This is a genomic window from Halomonas sp. H2, assembly GCF_050215315.1.
In the GTDB taxonomy this organism is placed as follows: Bacteria; Pseudomonadota; Gammaproteobacteria; order Pseudomonadales; family Halomonadaceae; genus Vreelandella.
This window is the reverse complement of the sequence record NZ_CP189760.1, coordinates 3,771,158-3,789,856: the sequence shown is the minus strand read 5'-3', so window position 1 is coordinate 3,789,856 and position 18,699 is coordinate 3,771,158. Positions and strand designations below refer to the sequence as shown.

Annotated in this window: 17 protein-coding genes and 2 pseudogenes; 15 read left to right on the top strand and 4 right to left on the bottom strand. The window is 53.5% G+C overall.

Going from position 1 to position 18,699, the window contains the following annotated elements; translation table 11 throughout:
- Window positions 1-64: 64 nt before the first annotated feature.
- From ACQE2I_RS17615 to ACQE2I_RS17600, 4 genes and pseudogenes are all read left to right on the top strand, one after another.
- Window positions 65-1,216 (top strand): annotated as a pseudogene (locus ACQE2I_RS17615) (IS1380 family transposase); the annotation flags it as partial.
- 77 nt (window positions 1,217-1,293) lie between these two features.
- A protein-coding gene (locus tag ACQE2I_RS17610; RefSeq protein WP_226940270.1) for an IS3 family transposase occupies window positions 1,294-2,861 on the top strand; the annotation gives its coding sequence in 2 pieces (ribosomal slippage) (window positions 1,294-1,759 and window positions 1,759-2,861; 1,569 coding nt in all).
- A 24-nt stretch (window positions 2,862-2,885) separates the two neighbouring features.
- On the top strand, window positions 2,886-3,026 hold the full coding sequence (locus ACQE2I_RS17605; RefSeq protein WP_427031506.1) for a hypothetical protein: 141 nt from the start codon (window positions 2,886-2,888) through the stop codon (window positions 3,024-3,026).
- Window positions 3,027-3,505: 479 nt separating this feature from the next.
- The gene (locus tag ACQE2I_RS17600; protein WP_427029291.1) at window positions 3,506-4,057 is read left to right on the top strand and encodes a hypothetical protein; all 552 of its coding nucleotides are present in this window, start codon (window positions 3,506-3,508) and stop codon (window positions 4,055-4,057) included.
- Between the two features lie 134 nt (window positions 4,058-4,191).
- Here the strand turns inward: ACQE2I_RS17600 and ACQE2I_RS17595 are convergent, their stop codons facing one another.
- Together ACQE2I_RS17595 and ACQE2I_RS17590 are read right to left on the bottom strand one after the other, a co-directional pair.
- Window positions 4,192-4,740, bottom strand: a complete 549-nt coding sequence (locus ACQE2I_RS17595) for a DUF2726 domain-containing protein (protein WP_427029290.1) — start codon at window positions 4,738-4,740, stop codon at window positions 4,192-4,194.
- Between the two features lie 15 nt (window positions 4,741-4,755).
- The gene (locus tag ACQE2I_RS17590; protein WP_427029289.1) at window positions 4,756-5,238 is read right to left on the bottom strand and encodes a hypothetical protein; all 483 of its coding nucleotides are present in this window, start codon (window positions 5,236-5,238) and stop codon (window positions 4,756-4,758) included.
- 264 nt (window positions 5,239-5,502) lie between these two features.
- On the opposite strand from ACQE2I_RS17590, the gene ACQE2I_RS17585 reads away from it, so the two are divergent.
- From ACQE2I_RS17585 to ACQE2I_RS17560, 6 genes are all read left to right on the top strand, one after another.
- Entirely contained in the window at window positions 5,503-5,943 is a 441-nt protein-coding gene (locus ACQE2I_RS17585) for a ParB N-terminal domain-containing protein (protein WP_427029288.1), read from the top strand.
- 33 nt (window positions 5,944-5,976) lie between these two features.
- Entirely contained in the window at window positions 5,977-6,843 is an 867-nt protein-coding gene (locus ACQE2I_RS17580) for a hypothetical protein (RefSeq protein WP_427029287.1), read from the top strand.
- A 194-nt stretch (window positions 6,844-7,037) separates the two neighbouring features.
- Window positions 7,038-7,511, top strand: a complete 474-nt coding sequence (locus tag ACQE2I_RS17575) for a DUF3085 domain-containing protein (protein ID WP_427029286.1) — start codon at window positions 7,038-7,040, stop codon at window positions 7,509-7,511.
- Between the two features lie 69 nt (window positions 7,512-7,580).
- Complete coding sequence (locus tag ACQE2I_RS17570; protein WP_427029285.1) at window positions 7,581-8,861, top strand: hypothetical protein; 1,281 nt, start codon at window positions 7,581-7,583, stop codon at window positions 8,859-8,861.
- Between the two features lie 316 nt (window positions 8,862-9,177).
- Window positions 9,178-10,745 (top strand): IS3 family transposase gene (locus ACQE2I_RS17565; protein WP_225734554.1). Its coding sequence is split into 2 segments (ribosomal slippage): window positions 9,178-9,643 and window positions 9,643-10,745, totalling 1,569 coding nucleotides; the frame shifts between segments, so codons are not numbered across the junction.
- Window positions 10,746-10,791: 46 nt separating this feature from the next.
- The gene (locus tag ACQE2I_RS17560) at window positions 10,792-11,496 is read left to right on the top strand and encodes an O-antigen ligase family protein (RefSeq protein WP_427029284.1); all 705 of its coding nucleotides are present in this window, start codon (window positions 10,792-10,794) and stop codon (window positions 11,494-11,496) included.
- A 170-nt stretch (window positions 11,497-11,666) separates the two neighbouring features.
- Here the strand turns inward: ACQE2I_RS17560 and ACQE2I_RS17555 are convergent, their stop codons facing one another.
- Window positions 11,667-12,659, bottom strand: a complete 993-nt coding sequence (locus ACQE2I_RS17555) for an IS30 family transposase (RefSeq protein WP_193054299.1) — start codon at window positions 12,657-12,659, stop codon at window positions 11,667-11,669.
- A 201-nt stretch (window positions 12,660-12,860) separates the two neighbouring features.
- Here ACQE2I_RS17555 and ACQE2I_RS17550 point away from each other — a divergent pair, with 201 nt between their 5' ends.
- From ACQE2I_RS17550 to ACQE2I_RS17535, 4 genes are all read left to right on the top strand, one after another.
- Window positions 12,861-13,283, top strand: a complete 423-nt coding sequence (locus tag ACQE2I_RS17550) for a DVU3141 family protein (RefSeq protein ID WP_083006182.1) — start codon at window positions 12,861-12,863, stop codon at window positions 13,281-13,283.
- A gap of 2 nt (window positions 13,284-13,285) precedes the next feature.
- Window positions 13,286-15,010 carry a polysaccharide biosynthesis/export family protein gene (locus ACQE2I_RS17545; RefSeq protein WP_427029283.1) on the top strand — a complete coding sequence of 575 codons (1,725 nt, stop codon included), beginning with the start codon at window positions 13,286-13,288 and terminating at the stop codon, window positions 15,008-15,010.
- 135 nt (window positions 15,011-15,145) lie between these two features.
- Complete coding sequence (locus ACQE2I_RS17540) at window positions 15,146-15,484, top strand: hypothetical protein (RefSeq protein ID WP_427029282.1); 339 nt, start codon at window positions 15,146-15,148, stop codon at window positions 15,482-15,484.
- 134 nt (window positions 15,485-15,618) lie between these two features.
- The gene (locus tag ACQE2I_RS17535; protein WP_427029281.1) at window positions 15,619-16,875 is read left to right on the top strand and encodes an ISL3 family transposase; all 1,257 of its coding nucleotides are present in this window, start codon (window positions 15,619-15,621) and stop codon (window positions 16,873-16,875) included.
- Window positions 16,876-16,888: 13 nt separating this feature from the next.
- On the opposite strand, the pseudogene ACQE2I_RS17530 reads toward ACQE2I_RS17535, so the two are convergent.
- Window positions 16,889-17,011 (bottom strand): annotated as a pseudogene (locus ACQE2I_RS17530) (IS110 family transposase); the annotation flags it as partial.
- A 381-nt stretch (window positions 17,012-17,392) separates the two neighbouring features.
- Between ACQE2I_RS17530 and ACQE2I_RS17525 the strand changes: the two are divergent.
- Window positions 17,393-18,646, top strand: coding sequence for a hypothetical protein (locus tag ACQE2I_RS17525; RefSeq protein ID WP_427029280.1), 1,254 nt, complete (start codon window positions 17,393-17,395; stop codon window positions 18,644-18,646).
- Window positions 18,647-18,699 lie beyond the last annotated feature (53 nt).

The window sequence follows — 18,699 nt, the reverse complement described above, 5'->3', positions numbered from 1 at the left end:
CCCCCTGATCGGTTTATAAGAACAGGGTATCAGAGGGTGCGACACTCATCCTGACACTGGGGGTGGCGTCGACAGCATCGACAGCCGCTTCCCCACCACGCTGGGCATGCGCACCAGTGACGTGATCAAGAGCTACCTGGGCCTGCTGTGTCTGGGCATGAGCGACTATGACGCTGTCGAGAACTTCCGCCGCGACAAGCCCTTCCAACAACTGCTGACCCTGCAGAAGGTGCCGAGCGCGGCGACGCTGCGACAGCGGCTGGAGAAACTTGCCGCCAACGACCTGCAGGCGCGCACCGCCACCTGGTCCACGACCCTGCTGTCACTGATCGAAGCACCGATCACCGCCGAGACGACGCACGTCTGCCTGGACATCGACACCTTCGTCATGGACAACAGCAACTCGAAGAAGGAAGGCGTCTCGCGGACCTACCAGAAGGTCGATGGCTACACCCCGATCGCCGCCTATCTGGGCAACGAAGGGTGGTGCCTGGGTCTGGAACTGCGGCCTGGCAAGCAGCACACCATGAAGGAGAGCAACGCCTTCCTGGAGCGGGTACTGCCTCGCGCCCAAGGCCTGACCAAGCAACCGATCCTGTTACGCGAGGACAGCGGCTTCGACAGCCAGGCGCACCTGGCGCTTCTCGAACAGCAGCGCCAGGTCTTTGCCGACGAGGGGCGCCGGCTCGACTATGTCGTCAAATGGAACCCGCGCGGCTCGGCCACGGCGGATCAGGATACCTGGTTGGCTGTGGCGGCGGACTACTGGGAAGAGCTGCGTCCTGGCAAGCGCCAGGCGCTGTGGACGCAGACCGTCTCGATCCACGACGACAACAAGACCGAATACGTCGTCCAACGCGTGATGCGCCTGGTAGAGCGCACCGCCGATCGCGATGGCCAGTTGCTGCTCGAACCGGACTATGAGTTGGAAGGCTGGTGGACCAGCCTGGACGAGGCGCCGGAGGCGGTGATCAAACGCTACCAGGCGCATGCCACCCACGAGCAATTCCACAGTGAGATCAAGACCGATCTCGACCTGGAGCGGCTGCCGTCGGGCAAGTTCGCCACCAACGATCTGATCCTGCACCTCGCCCAGCTGGCCTACAACATCCTGCGGCTGATGGGGCAGCTGGGCATGACCGGCGAGCTGAGCCCGGTGCGCCATCCCGCCAAGCGGCGCCGGATCCGCACCGTGCTACAAGAGCTGGTGCATCGCCCCCAGTGTCAGGATGAGTGTCGCACCCTCTGATACCCTGTTCTTATAAACCGATCAGGGGGCGAAAGGAGACACTCATGCCTCGTTACTCCAAGGAGCGCCGGCAAGCCGTGGTTGCCAAGCTGCTGCCTCCCCACAACCTCTCTCCGCAGGTGATCGCGGAGCAGGAAGGGATCTCGCTGGGCACCGTCTACAAGTGGCGCAAGGAAGCCCGTGCCGAAGGCCGCTGTCTGCCGGATGCTCTGGGCAAGGGCGCCGATGGATGGTCATCCAAGGATAAGTTCAGCGCCGTGATCGAAACCGCCTCGATGAACGCCCAGGAAGCCGCGGAATACTGCCGCCGTCGGGGGATCTATCCCGAACAGCTGGAGCGCTGGCGGAATGACTGTGAGCAGGCCGCCAGTCTCTCGCACTCGGAACGCCAGCGTGAGGCCGACGAGGCCAAGCAGCAGCGCAAGCGCATCAAAGCGCTGGAGAAGGAGTTGGCTCGCAAGAACGAGGCCTTGGCGGAAACCGCAGCGTTACTGGCCCTCCGAAAAAAGGCGAGGGCGATCTGGGGGGACGAGGACGAATGATCAGCACCCCAGATCGCCAACGCGCTATCGCGCTGATCGAAGACGCCCGGGCCCAAGGGGCCCGCCTGGAAGCCGCCTGTCGCGAGCTGGGCATCACCGCCCGAACGTACCAACGCTGGACGCGCGACGGCGAGCTACGCGAGGACCAGCGCCCTTTGGTCGACCGGCCGGTGCCGGCTAACGCACTGACACCGGCCGAAGAGCAGGAGATCCTCGACGTGTGCCACCGCCCCGAGTACGCGAGCTTGCCGCCAGAGCAGATCGTGGTGCGTCTGTTCGACGAGGAGCAGCGCTACGTGGCCTCTCCCTCGTCGTTCTACCGCGTCCTGCACAAGCATCGGCAAGTGGTGCATCGTGGCCGTGCCAAAACGCCTCAGCGCCGCGCCAAGCCCACGACCTACCAGGCGACTGCGCCGAACCAGGTGTGGTCGTGGGACGCGACCTGGATGGGTGGTCCGATCAAGGGGCAGTACTACTACCTGGTGATGATGATCGACATCTTCAGCCGCAAGATCACCGGCTGGGAGGTGTTTCTGGCTGAGTCGGCCCATAACTCCCGCAGCGTGCTGGAGCGGGCGGTGCTGGCCGAGCAGATCATCGATCAGCCGCTGGTGTTGCATGCGGACAACGGCAGCCCCTTCAAGGGCGCCACGCTGCTGGAGAAGCTGCATGACCTCGGCATCACGCCGTCCTTCAGCCGGCCGCGTGTCAGTAACGATAATCCTTACTCGGAGGCGCTGTTCCGGACCTGCAAGTACCGGCCCTGCTACCCCGTCGACGGGTTTGCCACGGTCGACGATGCCCGTGAGTGGGTGGCCGGTTTCGTGCAGTGGTACAACCACGAACATCGCCACAGCGGGATTCGCCTGGTGACGCCGGCACAGCGCCATGCTGGCGGGGATACCGATGTACTGGCCAAGCGCCATGCCATCAATCAGGCAGCACGTGCGGCCAACCCCGCACGCTGGAGCGGCAAGACCCGCAACTGGACGCCGATAGGTACCGTGTCACTCAACCCAGAGCGGGAACTCCAGGTCACCGTCGTAGAGCCGGAAAAACAGGTGGCCTAAAAGACCTCAGAGGCGACAGATTTCTTGACAACTACCGATCGTGCGGCGCTCGTGATTCACAAGGCGCGGCAGATCATCCTCGACTTCGGGCAGGACATCGGACGCATGACGGTGTTGAACACCTTGCGAAGCCGCCTGCGCTATCCCCGAGGCACGCCATGCTGATCGTCTGTCGGACAAAGGCACCACGCAGAGAGCTGACGGTCATCGGCAGCCAGTATCAGCGTGCCCGGCGGGTAGAAATGCCTGTCAAAATGGGCTGCTCTCGTCGGTCAGCGTCGCCATGGTTGGTCCTCCCCGGTATGCGTTCAGCGGTTGAGACGGAATCGGCGGTCAGAAAATGCTCGCTGGCGGTGATAGGGGAAGTGTCGGCGCTGGCTTCACGGAATCAGGTCATATTTAGCGGGTAACTTGCACATGCAGAAAGTGCCGCGAGAACACCAAGTACAATACAGCTTTTAGTTATTCTTTTGATGACGTGTTTGTTCACTATTTTATCACTCATGCTATTGGATACTCTTAGGTAGTGGCGAAGGGTTCACCTAATAATGCCTGATAGAGCTCCAGCTGCAAGTAGCGTCCAAGAGACCATTGTGGTGTCGAAAATGCGTGGTAATCTGGGTATATTCAACCAGGATAACTTTATGAATCACGAGACCTTGATTATTAAAAAAGATAAAGAAACTCTTCTTTTAAGTGGCGCCTTCCATCATTTAATGGATAACGACGCTTATTTTACCGAGGATATTCCTGATTATGTATCTGCGCATGTACCTATAGCATTAGTCGAAAAGTGGCGTTCCATCTTGTGGACTCTCCAAGATCATATTGTTAAACGCTACCACCTTGAAGAGGGTGATTGCGATGGGCGGACAGAGCTAACGCTTAAAGCGCCAGCTCTAGGCTACTGGGATGAATCTGATGGCGATGCCCCTGGCACTGGAAAACTCCCTTTAAAGAGCGATCTGAACGCAGAGATGTTTTTATGTGATGTTCGCGCCAACAATCTAAGCAGCTTTGATACTCAACTGCATTTGAATAGCGATGGAGAGCTGGTGGTATATGGGGCGAAAAACACGCTTGTGTCTTGGTCTTTCACTTTGGGCTTTGTGGAGGATTTAATGGCCATCGCTGAAGGCTCCGAGGGCACATCGAGTACGTATTGCCATAGTGGCGATGTAAAGCGAATCGCCTAACGCACACCGCACCGGAATGCCGGTGCGTATATTGGAATACTCTGCGAGACAGGGTATTCCCGTGACGCTTCTCTACCCTTCCCTCCACTGGCACTGTGAGAGTTTGTGTTGTAGTAGAGGCGTCACGTACTTTATTAGCGCTTGACCGAGCCCATGATGAGCTTGCGAAGTTCATAAGCGTCGTAATGCTTGGCGGTTGGAATACGCAATAGCGGCAATCCCGCCTGGGCAAACGCATTATTCACAAATACGTCACGCTCAATGCGGTCTTTCCGGTTGTGGGAAGGATCATCAAGCTCAATACAACACTCTATGATCCCCGTTTTGGGTGATACCAGCACATAATCAATATGCTTGCTGCTGATTTTTGTGAACGCCCTAAACCAATCACTCTTTGAGACTTTAGCGTGGCGTTCCACGGCCAAGATATCGGCGATTCTCACCTTCCCCATCATTAACCAGTCCGCCTGGATAGCCTCTTGGAGGGTGCTGGCAAAATGCCATTCAGTCTTCGTGAACAAAAAACGACGTGATTGGTATCGTGCTTTACGGCGCAATAGCTTTTTTAGCCATCGCACCAGCATCGCTAACACAACCATCATTAACCCTAGCAATACGATGGCCGCGTAGTGATCGCCAGCCAATGCGGCTGCCTGATTGACTAAAAGCGTCAAAACATCCATGAACACGTAGTTCTCCTAGTGAAACACTGGTGCTGGATTGGAAGGTTCGCGCTCTCTCTCTGCCTTGCAAGCCTCACATTGGCAGGCTTCTTGGCCCATAACCTCATCCGCCAAGGCCCTAAGCTTTGCCAGTGTTTCGCGTGTAGTGGCGCAGGCGCTCGGGTGACTATAGGCCACTACCATAGCGCGGAAGGACAATTCAAGTACCGCGCCAGGATTTTCACCCACGGCAAGTCCGTTGATGATGCACTGTTCCAGAAGAGGGGCTGGTGTTTTCATAAAGGCTTCAATACCCATGGCTTCCAACATCGACGCCATTTCGGTTTTTAAAACAGCGTCTGCTTTCATGCCATCTGTATCTCCCTTGATGGTTAAAGCTTGCCAACGAAGAGGATCATTTTCGGCTAATTCCGATAATTTTAATTCGACAGCCTTTGTCATGGATGCGTCATGGATAGCTTTTAACTGTTCTTTATCTAACTCGCCAGGATTGAACATTTACTGATATCTCCCTGATTAGGTCGGTGTTGTAAATCACTTCAAGTGTTGTCGTTTATCCATTCTAAGCGATGCGGCGCGATAAAAAAGCGCATAAGACCTCCATAATGGCGGTGCTATTCAAAAAACAAAGCGGATTTCAAAAAATCTGTTTTTTACCGCTTTCACCCATTGCGCTGTTTACCTTTTAAGGTAAATTATAGTTATCGAAACAGATAGAAAACCACGAAGGCTTTCTTCATATACAACTTAAAAGGCAACGTAATGACTCAATCAACGGCACGTTCATTAGACAAACTTCATCGCGGCAAATTTACCAACCTGCGTAAAAGCAACCAGTTCTCAGCGCTTGTTGAAGATATTAATGAGCAGCCGGGGTTTAATCCTCGTAATTACGAATTACCCCGTTTGCAAGAGCATATCCGATCACTTGCGGATGCTTATAAGCGTGGGCAATTTGTTGACCCCATTGTAGTGCAAGTTGTGGATGGTGAAATCTATGTGCGTGATGGCCATTGCCGTCGTCGGGCGATGCTGCTTGCGCAGGAGGAAGGAACTGATCTTGGCTTAGTGCCCATGGTCGAGTTTCGTGGCGATGAGATTGAAGCTGATGCGCTCATTTTAACGTCACAGTCAGGTAAAAAACTATCGGCTGTTGAAGTGGCGTCAATGTATAACCGGATGACTTTAGGTGGTATGTTTTAAACATCTCGTTTAATCAACCACTTGAGGCCTTTCATGAATTCTTTCTATCAGTACGGCATTAAAGTTTACCCGTTTAACAATCAGTGGGCCGTCCAGCACCCTGGCAATGTAGGCTTAAAAGAGACCTTTGGCGACACACTTCATCCGTCCAAAAAAGAAGCTCAGATTGAAGCAGGCTTACTGGCGGGCATTTCCCCTAAGGATGCCAATACCCCCGTTATGCCGTTTACCCCTTGGCTAGGAGGCCCCCTGAATCAAAAAGAGTCAGCTTATGAGAGACGTGCTGATTTATTGAATAAGCAGGTTGTTTATCAACAGCAGGCAATTACAAAAAAAGCGCTTATTGAGCAAAAGGTGCGAGAAGGCGCGAAACTGCATGTACGCGAAGTGCCAAAAATAAAAGATATGTCTCGCATGAGAGACTTTAGGGCCAACCTAGAGGAACAGCGAGAACACGAAAGAAAGCAAAAAGCGGCAGGTAACAAAAAAGAGTACAGCATCAGTTGGTCGGATGATAACGATAACGCGCTGTTTCTGGATATCACCAAGACAGAATACGATTACGCAGCTTACCTGATTGAAGAAGCGTCATCCCCTAACATTGCTCAGATACCTAAGCGCTCGCTGACTGACCTTTATACGCTCTGGGGCAAGTTGAGAGACGTGCCGACGCGTGAGAACGAAGATGGTGTGCAGGAGATTGATGAAGGCTTCTTGATGTTCTTTAGCGGAGAGCCCGTTGAAGAGATATGGCGGTGGTTTGAGGCCCAGCACCCCCGCTTATGTGTTGGTGAAGTAATGCAGGGGCATTACCACCGTCGCCAGGAGATAGACATGGGCGGCTTTGGAAGCGGTATTTATGGAGCGGGAGCCGTTCAGCAAATCCCCGTTACTATTTAAATAATAGCGTTATTAAAAAGCCAAGATATTCCATCTTGGCTTTTTTTTGTTTTTTGTAGCCCATTCTTTTTTACCGCTCGGAATAACGCTGTTTTATTAGCTTTTTGTTTGGCTCATCCACTTGCCCTAGTGGTATTTAATGTTAAAACATTTATACGTCCCGAAGAAAAAACCTCTCTACTAAGGAAAAAGCTATGGCGACATTATCTTTTAAAATAAGCGATATTAAAAACATGGCAGAACATGCGAGAGCCGCAAAGGAACATCGCGCCTGCTTAGATCAGCACTTTGATGAAAACCTTTGGAAAGAAGAGTTTAAAAAAAGAAAAGTTTCCGACGATGAAATTTTTTCTGAATTAAACGGTAGCCATCTGGATGGCGATAAAATACCAGCGGGGTTTTGGCTGGTTAAAGATCAAGGTGTGTACCTAATGAGCAACGGTTTGCCGGTAGATAAGGCCCCTGATGGTAAGGGAATGAATATCAGTCATGCTAAAGGCCTTAAACCGGGGGTAGATGTAGATTGGTATGATGCGGCAAGGCGCGCATTAGGGGGTGACGATATGGTGTGCTTCATTCCGCTGGAATGGTATGACCTGTCGGTTGAAAAAGGAAAGCGAACCCTGTCTATCCGTGTCAATAAAAATTCAATGAGCTTGGTGCTTTAAGGGTTTCACCGAGCCGTTAACTGCCCTGGCAACCGCTGGGGCATCGAAGGCAACCGCTGGAGATTGATGATGAAAACGAAACAAGATACCTACATGGCTAGTGGGCAAAACACGCTTTTTGCTGTCTACGACATCGCGGAAGACGCCTTGCTAAATGCCCCTGAGGAGCGTTCAGATATTGACGGTGTGACGGACGAGGCTGGCTATTTTTATGTCAGCCTGGGGGTAAGCGCCATCCTGAAAAGTGAATATCCGTCACTCCAAAGCTCATTGCTAAGCAGCGTCCGCGTTGAGTATAAGGCACACCTCGACGGGGCCTGCCACGTTCCATTTTTCGATACGTCGGACTTGATCACGCCCATTTATTTCGCTAGTGGAGACGGGTACTTTTTCATTGAGTTTCATGGCGACGAGTCTGATAGCCAGCCTGTTTGCTATGGCGGTAATACGCAGCAAGAGGTCGGTGACATATCGCCATGGACACACTATGAAGAACTGGCGCGAATGGCGCGCCAAATTGAGACACTGGCAAGCAGTGAGGGTCAAGTGCTATTTGGTGCCCTAGAGGCGCTAGAAGAGAAACGTGACGAGCTACGCGACAACTCGGCGTCATGGGGAGAGCTCAGCCCATACCTGGAAGCATTATTGGAAAGCAACCATCCCCACGTCCGCCTCAAGAGTACCGGTAAATTTAATCCCGAAGGCAAGCGTATTATCTTGCTCTACGTTAATTCACGCGCCGGAGAGCATGGATGGGAGCCTGCCGCCTTGGAAGAAAGCGACACGTCGCTGTACCAGTGGGAGGCGGCGGGCATCCCCTACCCTGACGAATTAAAGAAAAAAGCCGTCATTCGCAAAACCCGCGAGCTGCTTTCAGATATGAAAGTGATCGGTAATGTCCATAGCGATGTTATGGATCGTGTTGCCATGCTTAATGCTCAGCAAAAAGAGATACAAAAGCAGCTTGCCGAGTCTCAGTCCGCTTTCCGCAAAGAGGTCGCCTCACGACTGAATACGGTGCTTACGAGGATACTCGCGAGCCTTAGCCTCTCGAAAGCCCTGGATGCCAGCGGAAAGCAGCGGCTACTGGTAGAAGCGCTATGCTATGTCGGCGAAAGCCTGCGCAAACTTGCTACCCTCCCCTATGTAGCACTTGATGAGACGGTGCTGAAAGAACTGACCCATCCCGAGACGAACCAGGGCGCACTTTACAATCACATCATTCAGGTGCAGTTAGCCAATGCCACGGCGTTGATAGCGCTCATGAAAGGCATTGAGGAGGATGACGCCATTATATCGGTCGAGTCCCAATTGTCGCGGATAGCGGAGTATGTGGCCAAATCCGCATAACGCTTAGCGCGAGCTTGACCATGAATGCGCCAGCCTTTACCGGCTGGCGTTCTTCATTACGCCGCAATGGAAACGTAGGCACCTCTAAATGGCTGCCGTCGCTTGTAGCGCCCTTTGTGCCTAGCCGTTGCGCTCAAAAAAAGTCGCGGTATACATAAGGCACCTACCGGCAACTGATGCACGAAGGAATCCACATGCCCACCATTACGCACTTGCAGATGAAGGAGCTTGCACGAAACCCCCAGTGTCAGGATGAATGTCGCACCCTCTGATACCCTGTTCTTATAAACCGATCAGGGGGCGAAAGGAGACACTCATGCCTCGTTACTCCGAGGAGCGCCGGCAAGCCGTGGTTGCCAAGCTGCTGCCTCCCCACAACCTCTCTCCGCAGGTAATCGCGGAGCAGGAAGGGATCTCGCTGGGCACCGTCTACAAGTGGCGCAAGGAAGCCCGTGCCGAAGGCCGCTGTCTGCCGGATGCTCTGGGCAAGGGCGCCGATGGATGGTCATCCAAGGATAAGTTCAGCGCCGTGATCGAAACTGCCTCGATGAACGCCCAGGAAACCGCGGAATACTGCCGCCGTCGGGGGATCTATCCCGAACAGCTGGAGCGCTGGCGGAATGACTGTGAGCAGGCCGCCAGTCTCTCGCACTCGGAACGCCAGCGTGAGGCCGACGAGGCCAAGCAGCAGCGCAAGCGCATCAAAGCGTTGGAGAAGGAGCTGGCTCGCAAGAACGAGGCCTTGGCGGAAACCGCAGCGTTACTGGCCCTCCGAAAAAAGGCGAGGGCGATCTGGGGGGACGAGGACGAATGATCAGCACCCCAGATCGCCAACGCGCTATCGCGCTGATCGAAGACGCCCGGGCCCAAGGGGCCCGCCTGGAAGCCGCCTGTCGCGAGCTGGGCATCACCGCCCGAACGTACCAACGCTGGACGCGCGACGGCGAGCTACGCGAGGACCAGCGCCCTTTGGTCGACCGGCCGGTGCCGGCTAACGCACTGACACCGGCCGAAGAGCAGGAGATCCTCGACGTGTGCCACCGCCCCGAGTACGCGAGCTTGCCGCCAGAGCAGATCGTGGTGCGTCTGTTCGACGAGGAGCAGCGCTACGTGGCCTCTCCCTCGTCGTTCTACCGCGTCCTGCACAAGCATCGGCAAGTGGTGCATCGTGGCCGTGCCAAAACGCCTCAGCGCCGCGCCAAGCCCACGACCTACCAGGCGACTGCGCCGAACCAGGTGTGGTCGTGGGACGCGACCTGGATGGGTGGTCCGATCAAGGGGCAGTACTACTACCTGGTGATGATGATCGACATCTTCAGCCGCAAGATCACCGGCTGGGAGGTGTTTCTGGCTGAGTCGGCCCATAACTCCCGCAGCGTGCTGGAGCGGGCGGTGCTGGCCGAGCAGATCATCGATCAGCCGCTGGTGTTGCATGCGGACAACGGCAGCCCCTTCAAGGGCGCCACGCTGCTGGAGAAGCTGCATGACCTCGGCATCACGCCGTCCTTCAGCCGGCCGCGTGTCAGTAACGATAATCCTTACTCGGAGGCGCTGTTCCGGACCTGCAAGTACCGGCCCTGCTACCCCGTCGACGGGTTTGCCACGGTCGACGATGCCCGTGAGTGGGTGGCCGGTTTCGTGCAGTGGTACAACCACGAACATCGCCACAGCGGGATTCGCCTGGTGACGCCGGCACAGCGCCATGCTGGCGGGGATACCGATGTACTGGCCAAGCGCCATGCCATCAATCAGGCAGCACGTGCGGCCAACCCCGCACGCTGGAGCGGCAAGACCCGCAACTGGACGCCGATAGGTACCGTGTCACTCAACCCAGAGCGGGAACTCCAGGTCACCGTCGTAGAGCCGGAAAAACAGGTGGCCTAAAAGACCTCAGAGGCGACAGATTTCTTGACAACTACCGCTAGGTGCGATGGGCGGCATAGTGGGCTCGCTATTTTCAGGCAGTCGAGGGGGGTGGGTAGGCTTTCCTATCGTATTGCTGGTGCTATACCGCGCTTATGGAACAGGACTTTCGCCAAAGCTAAAAGTCGCGGCGGTTGTGGCGGTGTTAATCGCCGGTGTCACCGTCTATGCCGTGCCTCAGCTTGGTGTGCAAAGCCGTGTCCACCAAGCGTTTAGTGATGTCAATTTATATATATCAGGTGAAAACCGCTCCACCTCGGTGGGTTCTAGATTTGAAATGTGGCGTGGAGCAACGCTGTTAATTCAAGAGAAGCCGTTAATAGGTTGGGGAAGCAATGGCTACGAGCAGGCGATAGCAGCACTGGGGGAAGAGGGCGTGATTGACCAAGAGGCCGCTTCGTACGGCCATGCGCACAATGAGTTTATAGATGCTTTTGCCAAGCGGGGCTTGCTTGGTTTATTAGCTTTGTTAGCGCTATACCTCATTCCAATGCGGTTGTTTGCCAGGCAGATACGGGCCGAAAACTTAGCCGTTCGCGCCATTGCCACTGGCGGGGTATTGCTCCCCGTCACTTATATCGACTTTGGCTTGTCTCAAGCATTCTTAACTCATAATAGTGGCGTGATGATGTATGCTTTTTTACTAGCCTCGTTTTGGGGTATCTATGCAAATCTTACTAGAGGAGCAAGTCATACCAAGTTTCAAAGTTAACTTTTAAGCTGTTGATCCTATAACAAAAAAAGCCAGCTTTTACAGATCTGGCTTTTTTATGTGCCTCATTGGTAATGTAGCAAAATTTAATTAATTAACTGTATAAGGTTTGTCAACGTAGAGCCTCGCCAGTTAATCCCTTACAATGGCATCGCTTTGATAGCCTGAATTCAACTAATAAGTGCAGCACCTGCGGTTTCTAGTGCTCCTGAATATTCTCCTAAAAACACCTGGGCTGGGGTTCGATATCCCAGCCGCTTTCTGGGTCTATCGTTCAGCTTGTGAACAACGCGTCGCAGCTCTGCATTAGTCACCTTCCGGAAGTCTGTACCTTTCGGAAAATACTGCCTGATCAGGCCGTTGGTGTTCTCGTTTGTCCCACGCTGGCCTGAACAGTAAGGATCACAGAAATACACGGAGGCGCTAACCGCTTTTGCGACCGTCTCGTGGTCTGCAAACTCCGAGCCATTGTCTAGCGTGATCGTCTTCACCGCGCCCCGACGAGGCTTAAGTAAACGGACCATGGCTCTCTGCGTTAGTTCTGCCGTTACCTTTGGCAGACGTGCCGCCAACAAGTAGCCACTTCGTCGCTCTACCAACGTCACTATCCCCGCTTGCTTGTGCCCATAAAGCACCGTGTCGCCTTCCCAGTGACCGATGGTGAGGCGTTTTTCGATAGCAGGTGGCCGATGCTCTATCCCCACACGCTTAGGAATCTTGCCTAGTCCTGCACTTTTGGCATGGGCACGATGTTTACTGCGACGCTTGGGCTGGCGGAGGTGTCGCCACAAATCGCCACCCTTGGCCTTATCGTCCCAGATCAGCGAATAGACCCATTGATGACTAACTCCTATCCCCGTCAACGGCGCCATAAAACCGCTAATCTGCTCTGGACTCCACTCTTCTCTAAGCCTGTCAGCTACGGCATTGATCAGGCTAGGGAGTTGCTTTGTCCACTTCCAGGCGGAGCGGCGTCTCTGATCGCTGTAACGCTGCGCTTGTGCGGGTTCATATCCCTTGGCACCCGAATTACGTCTCAGCTCACGGCTCACGGTACTGCTGTGAATGCCAAGCTGTTGAGCAATCTGACGTTGGCTCAATCCTACATCCCTATGGGCAAAAATTTGATATCGTTGTGCCTGGGTCAGTTGTCGGTATCCCATACTCTGCTTCACTTTGGTCGGTAAGGCGGAGAGGGTACCGCTGCTGGCCCTCCTGCCTCTACCGTATGATCCAAAGTGCTGCAGTTATTCTATGAATTCAGGAGCACAGGTTAACCACTTTTTAAGCCGCACAGCGTAGGGCAAGGGAATACGCCCGTTAGAATCCCTGGGCGGTAGCGTGCCTTTTTACTGGAAATCATCATGTCAAATAGCCCATTTTTTCTAACGCGGCCAGCTCGCATGCTGCTGGCAGCGTTAAGCGTTGCCGTAGTAAGCGGCTGCGCTACCTATCCCAACAGCACACAACAGCAAGCGCAGTACGTGCTGAATACCGACTCAGCCAAACTGCTGAGCGACGACAACCTCAATGGCTTTTTATCTCAAGCGCCTGCTGGGGCAGTCATGAATCTAGTACGCAGCCCCTGGGGCGATAATGTCGAAATTATTGCAGATGCCCCCTACCTCGCGGCCAGTGGTAGGGCGTGTCGGCAGTTGCGGGTAGTAGAGTCAGGAAGTGGCGCTGCTCGTACTGCACTTACCTGTGAGACACCCAATGGTTGGGTTAATCAGCGAGTGCTGAGCCAAAGCACTTCCGCGACATCAACAGCAGCACAAGGGCGCTAATAATGAACGCTATTCGTCTTCTTAAACGGCTCTCGTTTAAACGCCCTCTTGCCGTTGCTTCGCTGGTTATTATGAGCAGTGCCGTAAGCACGACGGGTTGGGCACAAAGCATTAGCCTACCCAATACTATTTTGCCGGAAGGGCAAGCCCGTGAGCAGCAAGAACAGGTAGATGATACGCCCCGAGCCGATTGGCGTAGCGGCACCTATGGGCCCGTCAGCGCACAGCCGCAAAACCCAGATGAATTACCCCCGTTCGGGGCCAACCTGTTTAGCGGTGGCTTTCGTGGCGCGATGGGCGATGGCTTGAATGCTAGCTACCAAGTAAAGCCCGGTGATCAAATTACCGTGCGTGCCTGGGGTGCGTTTGAGTTTGAGCGCGTGTTACCCGTGGATGCTCAAGGTAATATCTTTATTCCTGGTTCTGGCCCATTAAATGTAGAGGGCCAAAACAGCCAGCAGGTAGAGAGCAGTGTGCGCGGTGCCATCACATCGGTTTACCCAGAAAACGTACAGGTTTACACCAACGTGCAGGGTGTTCAGCCCGTTGCTGTTTTCGTCACCGGCTATGTTGAAAACCCTGGCCGTTTCGCAGGCACGCCGAACGATTCTGTACTCTATTTTCTCGATCAAGCAGGCGGTATCGACCAAGACTTGGGCAGCTACCGGCAAATTCGCGTGATGCGTAACGACCGTACGGTTGCCACGGTCGACCTCTACGATTTCCTTATCAATGGCTCTATTGCCCGGCCGCAGTTTGAAGATGGCGATACTATCGTCGTCGAAGAGCGCGGCCCCGCGATTGCGGTGGGTGGCGATGTACACCGCGAACACCGTTATGAATTGCTGGGCAATCAGTTAAGTGGCGCTGAGTTAGTGAATCTGGCACGCTTAAGAAGCGGTGTTTCCCATGTTCTGCTGCGCGGCAACCGAGAAGATGGGCCTATTGCACAATATTTCCCTATCGACATGTTCTACGGCCAAACCATTCGTAGTGGCGATGAAGTGCTGTTTAGCGCCGACAAGCGTAGTGAAACCATCGTGGTTGAAGTAGAGGGCAGTTACTACGGGCCTTCACGCTACGCGTTACCCCGCGATGCACGCTTAAGTGAACTGTTAGATGCCATCCCCGTACCGGAAAACATGACCGCGGTGGAAAGTATCTCGTTACAGCGCGAAAGCGTTAGGCAGCAGCAGCAGCAGTCTATGGAAGACAGCCTGCGTCGCTTAGAAACTACCTATCTCAGTGCTGAATCCAGTACTAATGAAGAAGCGCAAATTCGTGCCCAAGAAGCTGAGCTTATCCAAAACTTCATTGAGCGTGCCCGTGAGCTAGAGCCCAGCGGCCGTTTGGTAGTTGCTTACAACGACCAAATTTCTGATATTCGCCTGCAAGATGGCGATGTTATCACCATTCCTGAGTTGAGCGATTCGATGCTAATCAGCGGTGAAGTGCTTGTGCCCCAAGCAGCTGTATTTCGCCCTGGCATGAACGTGATTGACTACATCGAAAGCGCTGGTGGGTTCACTAACCGCGCTGATGAAGACCACATTCTAGTGGTTCGTCAGAACGGCGCAGTAGAGAATGCACGCAACGTCAACTTGCGCCCTGGCGATGAAATCCTCGTCATGCCTGCCGCACCTACCCACAACCTGCAGCTAGCGTCTACGCTCACGCAGATTCTATTCCAAATCGCTGTTGCCACCCGCGTCGCAGTTGATTTGTAACGGCTCTAGCCACGGAAGACATGGAAAGCACGGATAAAACTAAAGATTATTCTTTTGACCTTGTCCGTGTTTTCAGTGAGTGTCCGTGGCAAATTAAAAGCCGCATAACTTATTTCACTTTCAAAAAGTAGAGCTATGGCAAATGTAAAAGGTGCGCCTAAAGGCGCCCGTACGCCTTGGCAAGTTACCCGTAGTGTTTGGTACGCCATGTTTATGCGGGAAGCTATTTCCCGCACCATGGCTGACCGCATGGGCTGGTTCTGGATGGTTTTTGAGCCGTTTGCTTTGGTAGCCGTTATGGTTGGTATTCGGAGCTTTATCAGCGGTGATCGGCTAATTTCTAATGCGCCATTTATTCCCTGGATGATTACGGGGATGATGGGTTTTTTTTTAGCACGTGATGGCATGTTACGTGGTATGGGGCGATTGAGGGAAATGCATCTTTATTTGCCTACCGCCAAGTGCATCCAGTAGACCCAGTGCTAGTGCGCAATTTCCTTGAAGCCATGCTGCGAACTTTCGTATTTTTGGGCTCTTCGACGTTGGGTGTGGAATTCGCCCCCTGAGCTGGGCCAGAATATGACCTCCACAGCGGCAGGAGGTATGACATGGACGGCACCCAGATTCTAACACTCGGCCTGGGCTTGGAAGCGCCCTGGATCCTCAAGAACCAGTACCTGGATACCGCCGTGTCGCCCCACCGCCTGAACCTCTATGTCGAGGCGGAGCGAGGCAGTTTCTATCCCTGCCCAGAATGTGGTAAGGCCTGCCAAGCTCATGACTTTGCCGACAAAACCTGGCGGCATCTGAACTTCTTTCAGCATCACTGTTACCTGCATGCTCGCGTGCCGCGCACGAAGTGTCCTGACCATGGCGTCAAGCGCATAGAGGTGCCCTGGGCCCGGCCGGGCAGCGACTTTACCCTGCTGTTCGAGCAAGCGGCCATGTCACTGGTCAAGGAGATGCCGGTACTGGCCGTCTCCCGCCAGTTGGAGATTTCCGACAAACGACTATGGCGCATCGTGCACCACTACGTTGGCCGCATGTTGGGGGAACTGGATCTGTCCAAGGTGGTGACGGTCGGCGTGGACGAAACCGCCTCCCGGCGCGGTCATCGCTATGTCACGGTGTTCCTCGACATGCAGCGCAAGCGGGAACCGGTTATCTTTGCCGTCCCAGGCTGCGGCAAGGATGCCATCCAGGCTTTCAGCGCCTTCCTGGCGGCCCATGGCGGCGACCCGAATAATGTGGTCGAGGTCGTCTGCGATATGTCGCCAGCCTTCCTTAGCGGCGTGACCGAGCACCTTCCCAAGGCCGAGGTAACGGTCGACTGGTTCCATATCGTACAGACCTTCACCAAGCGGCTGGACGAGGTACGCAAGAAAGAGCGCCGGGAGCAGGGGCACCCCAAGTCGCTGCGCTGGGCCCTGCTGAAGAACCTGGATAACAAGAACCTGACACCCAAACAGCTTTCGGCGCTCCAGGAGTTGGTGGCCGATCAGAGCGCCACGGCCGATGCCTGGGTGATCAAGGAGAAGCTACGCTGGATCCAGAAGGCTCCAACGCCCAGAGCGGCTCGGTGGCGCATCACGAACTACCTCAAGGTCATGCAGGCGGCGGTGTCTGAAAAGTCACTGCTGAAGCCGATGGGGAAAGCCCTGGCGACGCTTGAGCGGCACGCCGACGCGGTGGTCAGACGCTGGCTCTCGGGACTGACGAACGCAAGACTGGAAGGAATGAATGGTCTGTTCCAAGCGGCTCGGTCACGGGCACGTGGCTACCGGAACGAGGCCAACTTTATCGCCATGATCTACCTGATTGGCAGCCCGGTGGGCCGCCTATTCGATCAGGCCAAATCCACGTGAAGTGACGAAGAACCTCATTTTTATTCGTTTTAACGTAAGGTTTCACGAATTGGGCCGCTATGAGCTTCACATGGTAGCCACGCGCTTGAAGTTCGCGCGCCCAATAATGCGCCGATGCACATGCCTCCATGCCGATGGTGGCGCCTTGAGGAACGCGTTGACAGACAGCCTCCAGCCACTTGGCCCGGGTATATTTACCTCGCCATTGAGGCTTCTCATGCCGGTCAACGCCATGTACGTGAAAGACAGACTTTGCGATATCCACACCAACTCGGCTAATGTTCATATGGGCTTCTCCTGACTCTCAAGCTGATAGTTTTCCAACCACCTACCAGTATGGCGCACTGACGCCGGAGTAGGGTGAGGAGGAGTCCATCCCATTGCGTAAGCGTCAGCGCACCCAAGAAGAGGGGCGTGCTGGATGCACGCATTCTTCGGTTGATTTCCATCGTATAGCGATTGGCGCGTATACTTTGAGCCGTGCTAGTTTCTTCATTTGGCTACAAGAGATTGCTTTATGGCACCGCTGCCGAGCTTTATTTTACGTTCATTACCTATCATGACAGCAGCCACGCCTGGTGCTTTTAGAATATTTGTTATTACATTTTCAATGTTCTTTATCGCAAGCGAAGAGGTGGTAACTTTTTCCACGCAGTATACGCTTGCTGCGTTTTTTGTGATGATTTGTGGGATAGGGTTTTCTACGATACTCGTTAAAGGTATGGCGATAGAAAGTAGCGTTAATACCTTTTTAAGTTATTCGTTGTCATCTGTTGTTGTTGGAGGTGCGGTATCTCTCGTTGCTTTACTGTTAGTGTCATGGTTTCTGATTATTCCAGATTTTTTTTCACTGTTTTTATTAGTGATTTCGACATCGGTTTATCAGGTGTTTAGAAATTATCTTATTTTTAAGAAAGATTTCTATCGGCTATTGGTGAACGATATTTTAATAGGTTTTTTGTTCATTGCTTGTATGTTGGGGGGGGATGTTTATCAAGATAAAATTGATAGCTCTGCTATTTTTGTTTTCTTGTCTTTTTCATATTTAGTATCGCTGTGTGTCGTCTTTTTCTGGCGCTATTATCAATCGTGCGAAGCGCCTAGTGGAGACGCTGTAGCATTGATATCTAAGGATAAAACGGTCTCAAGCTTGGTGGTGGGCCTGTCAAATGCGGCAAGTGGGGGTGTAAGCTTCATTCTTCCCTCCTTTTTTGCCGCTTTGGGCGGGGGCGATATCGCGATTGTTGCCTCCATTGCGGCCTTGGTTTTTAGCTCTATATCCGCTGTTCCTAGGGGAGTGATCAATAATGGCACGGCTGCTTTATCTAAAATGATATTGGCAAAGCATTTTGATGGTCAGTTTGTATTGGGCCTGCGTCGTAAAGTGAAAGTTATTATCGCTACGCTGTTCCCCGCGTTAACGCTATTTATTTTTATTTATTTGTATGTGTTTGTCGATATAAGTAATTTTTTAGCATCGGTTTTTTTTGTGGTTGCGCTTGGGTTTTATATTGCTACCGCACAACTTGGTGTTGTTGAGTCTGTCATGATTAATCTGTGTGGGTATGAGCGACAGGCATTTTACTTTAATCTCATTGTTTTTTTAGGCGTCATGATGGTATTTATGCTGCCAAATCTCTTTCCCGCTATGCAAAATGCGTCCTTTATTGTTTATCTATTGCCGGTGCTGCTCGGGGTGATCAATATTTTTAGAATGTTCTGGTACCGGCAGCTGGTGGGGCGATATTTTGGTATGAATGCCGAACGCTAGGCTCCGTTACGTTATTGGGCTTTTTCGAACGCTCCTACGCATCTTAATGTTAG

What these genes read in the sequence shown, in the direction of transcription:
- ACQE2I_RS17535 (WP_427029281.1), top strand. Translation starts at nt 15,619, where the DNA reads ATGGACGGCACCCAGATTCTAACACTCGGCCTGGGCTTGGAAGCGCCC.
- ACQE2I_RS17550 (WP_083006182.1), top strand. Translation starts at nt 12,861, where the DNA reads ATGTCAAATAGCCCATTTTTTCTAACGCGGCCAGCTCGCATGCTGCTG.
- ACQE2I_RS17600 (WP_427029291.1), top strand. Translation starts at nt 3,506, where the DNA reads ATGAATCACGAGACCTTGATTATTAAAAAAGATAAAGAAACTCTTCTT.
- ACQE2I_RS17560 (WP_427029284.1), top strand. Translation starts at nt 10,792, where the DNA reads ATGGGCGGCATAGTGGGCTCGCTATTTTCAGGCAGTCGAGGGGGGTGG.
- ACQE2I_RS17590 (WP_427029289.1), bottom strand. Translation starts at nt 5,238, where the DNA reads ATGTTCAATCCTGGCGAGTTAGATAAAGAACAGTTAAAAGCTATCCAT.
- ACQE2I_RS17545 (WP_427029283.1), top strand. Translation starts at nt 13,286, where the DNA reads ATGAACGCTATTCGTCTTCTTAAACGGCTCTCGTTTAAACGCCCTCTT.
- ACQE2I_RS17555 (WP_193054299.1), bottom strand. Translation starts at nt 12,659, where the DNA reads ATGGGATACCGACAACTGACCCAGGCACAACGATATCAAATTTTTGCC.
- ACQE2I_RS17540 (WP_427029282.1), top strand. Translation starts at nt 15,146, where the DNA reads ATGGCAAATGTAAAAGGTGCGCCTAAAGGCGCCCGTACGCCTTGGCAA.
- ACQE2I_RS17580 (WP_427029287.1), top strand. Translation starts at nt 5,977, where the DNA reads ATGAATTCTTTCTATCAGTACGGCATTAAAGTTTACCCGTTTAACAAT.
- ACQE2I_RS17570 (WP_427029285.1), top strand. Translation starts at nt 7,581, where the DNA reads ATGAAAACGAAACAAGATACCTACATGGCTAGTGGGCAAAACACGCTT.
- ACQE2I_RS17525 (WP_427029280.1), top strand. Translation starts at nt 17,393, where the DNA reads ATGGCACCGCTGCCGAGCTTTATTTTACGTTCATTACCTATCATGACA.
- ACQE2I_RS17575 (WP_427029286.1), top strand. Translation starts at nt 7,038, where the DNA reads ATGGCGACATTATCTTTTAAAATAAGCGATATTAAAAACATGGCAGAA.
- ACQE2I_RS17585 (WP_427029288.1), top strand. Translation starts at nt 5,503, where the DNA reads ATGACTCAATCAACGGCACGTTCATTAGACAAACTTCATCGCGGCAAA.
- ACQE2I_RS17595 (WP_427029290.1), bottom strand. Translation starts at nt 4,740, where the DNA reads ATGGATGTTTTGACGCTTTTAGTCAATCAGGCAGCCGCATTGGCTGGC.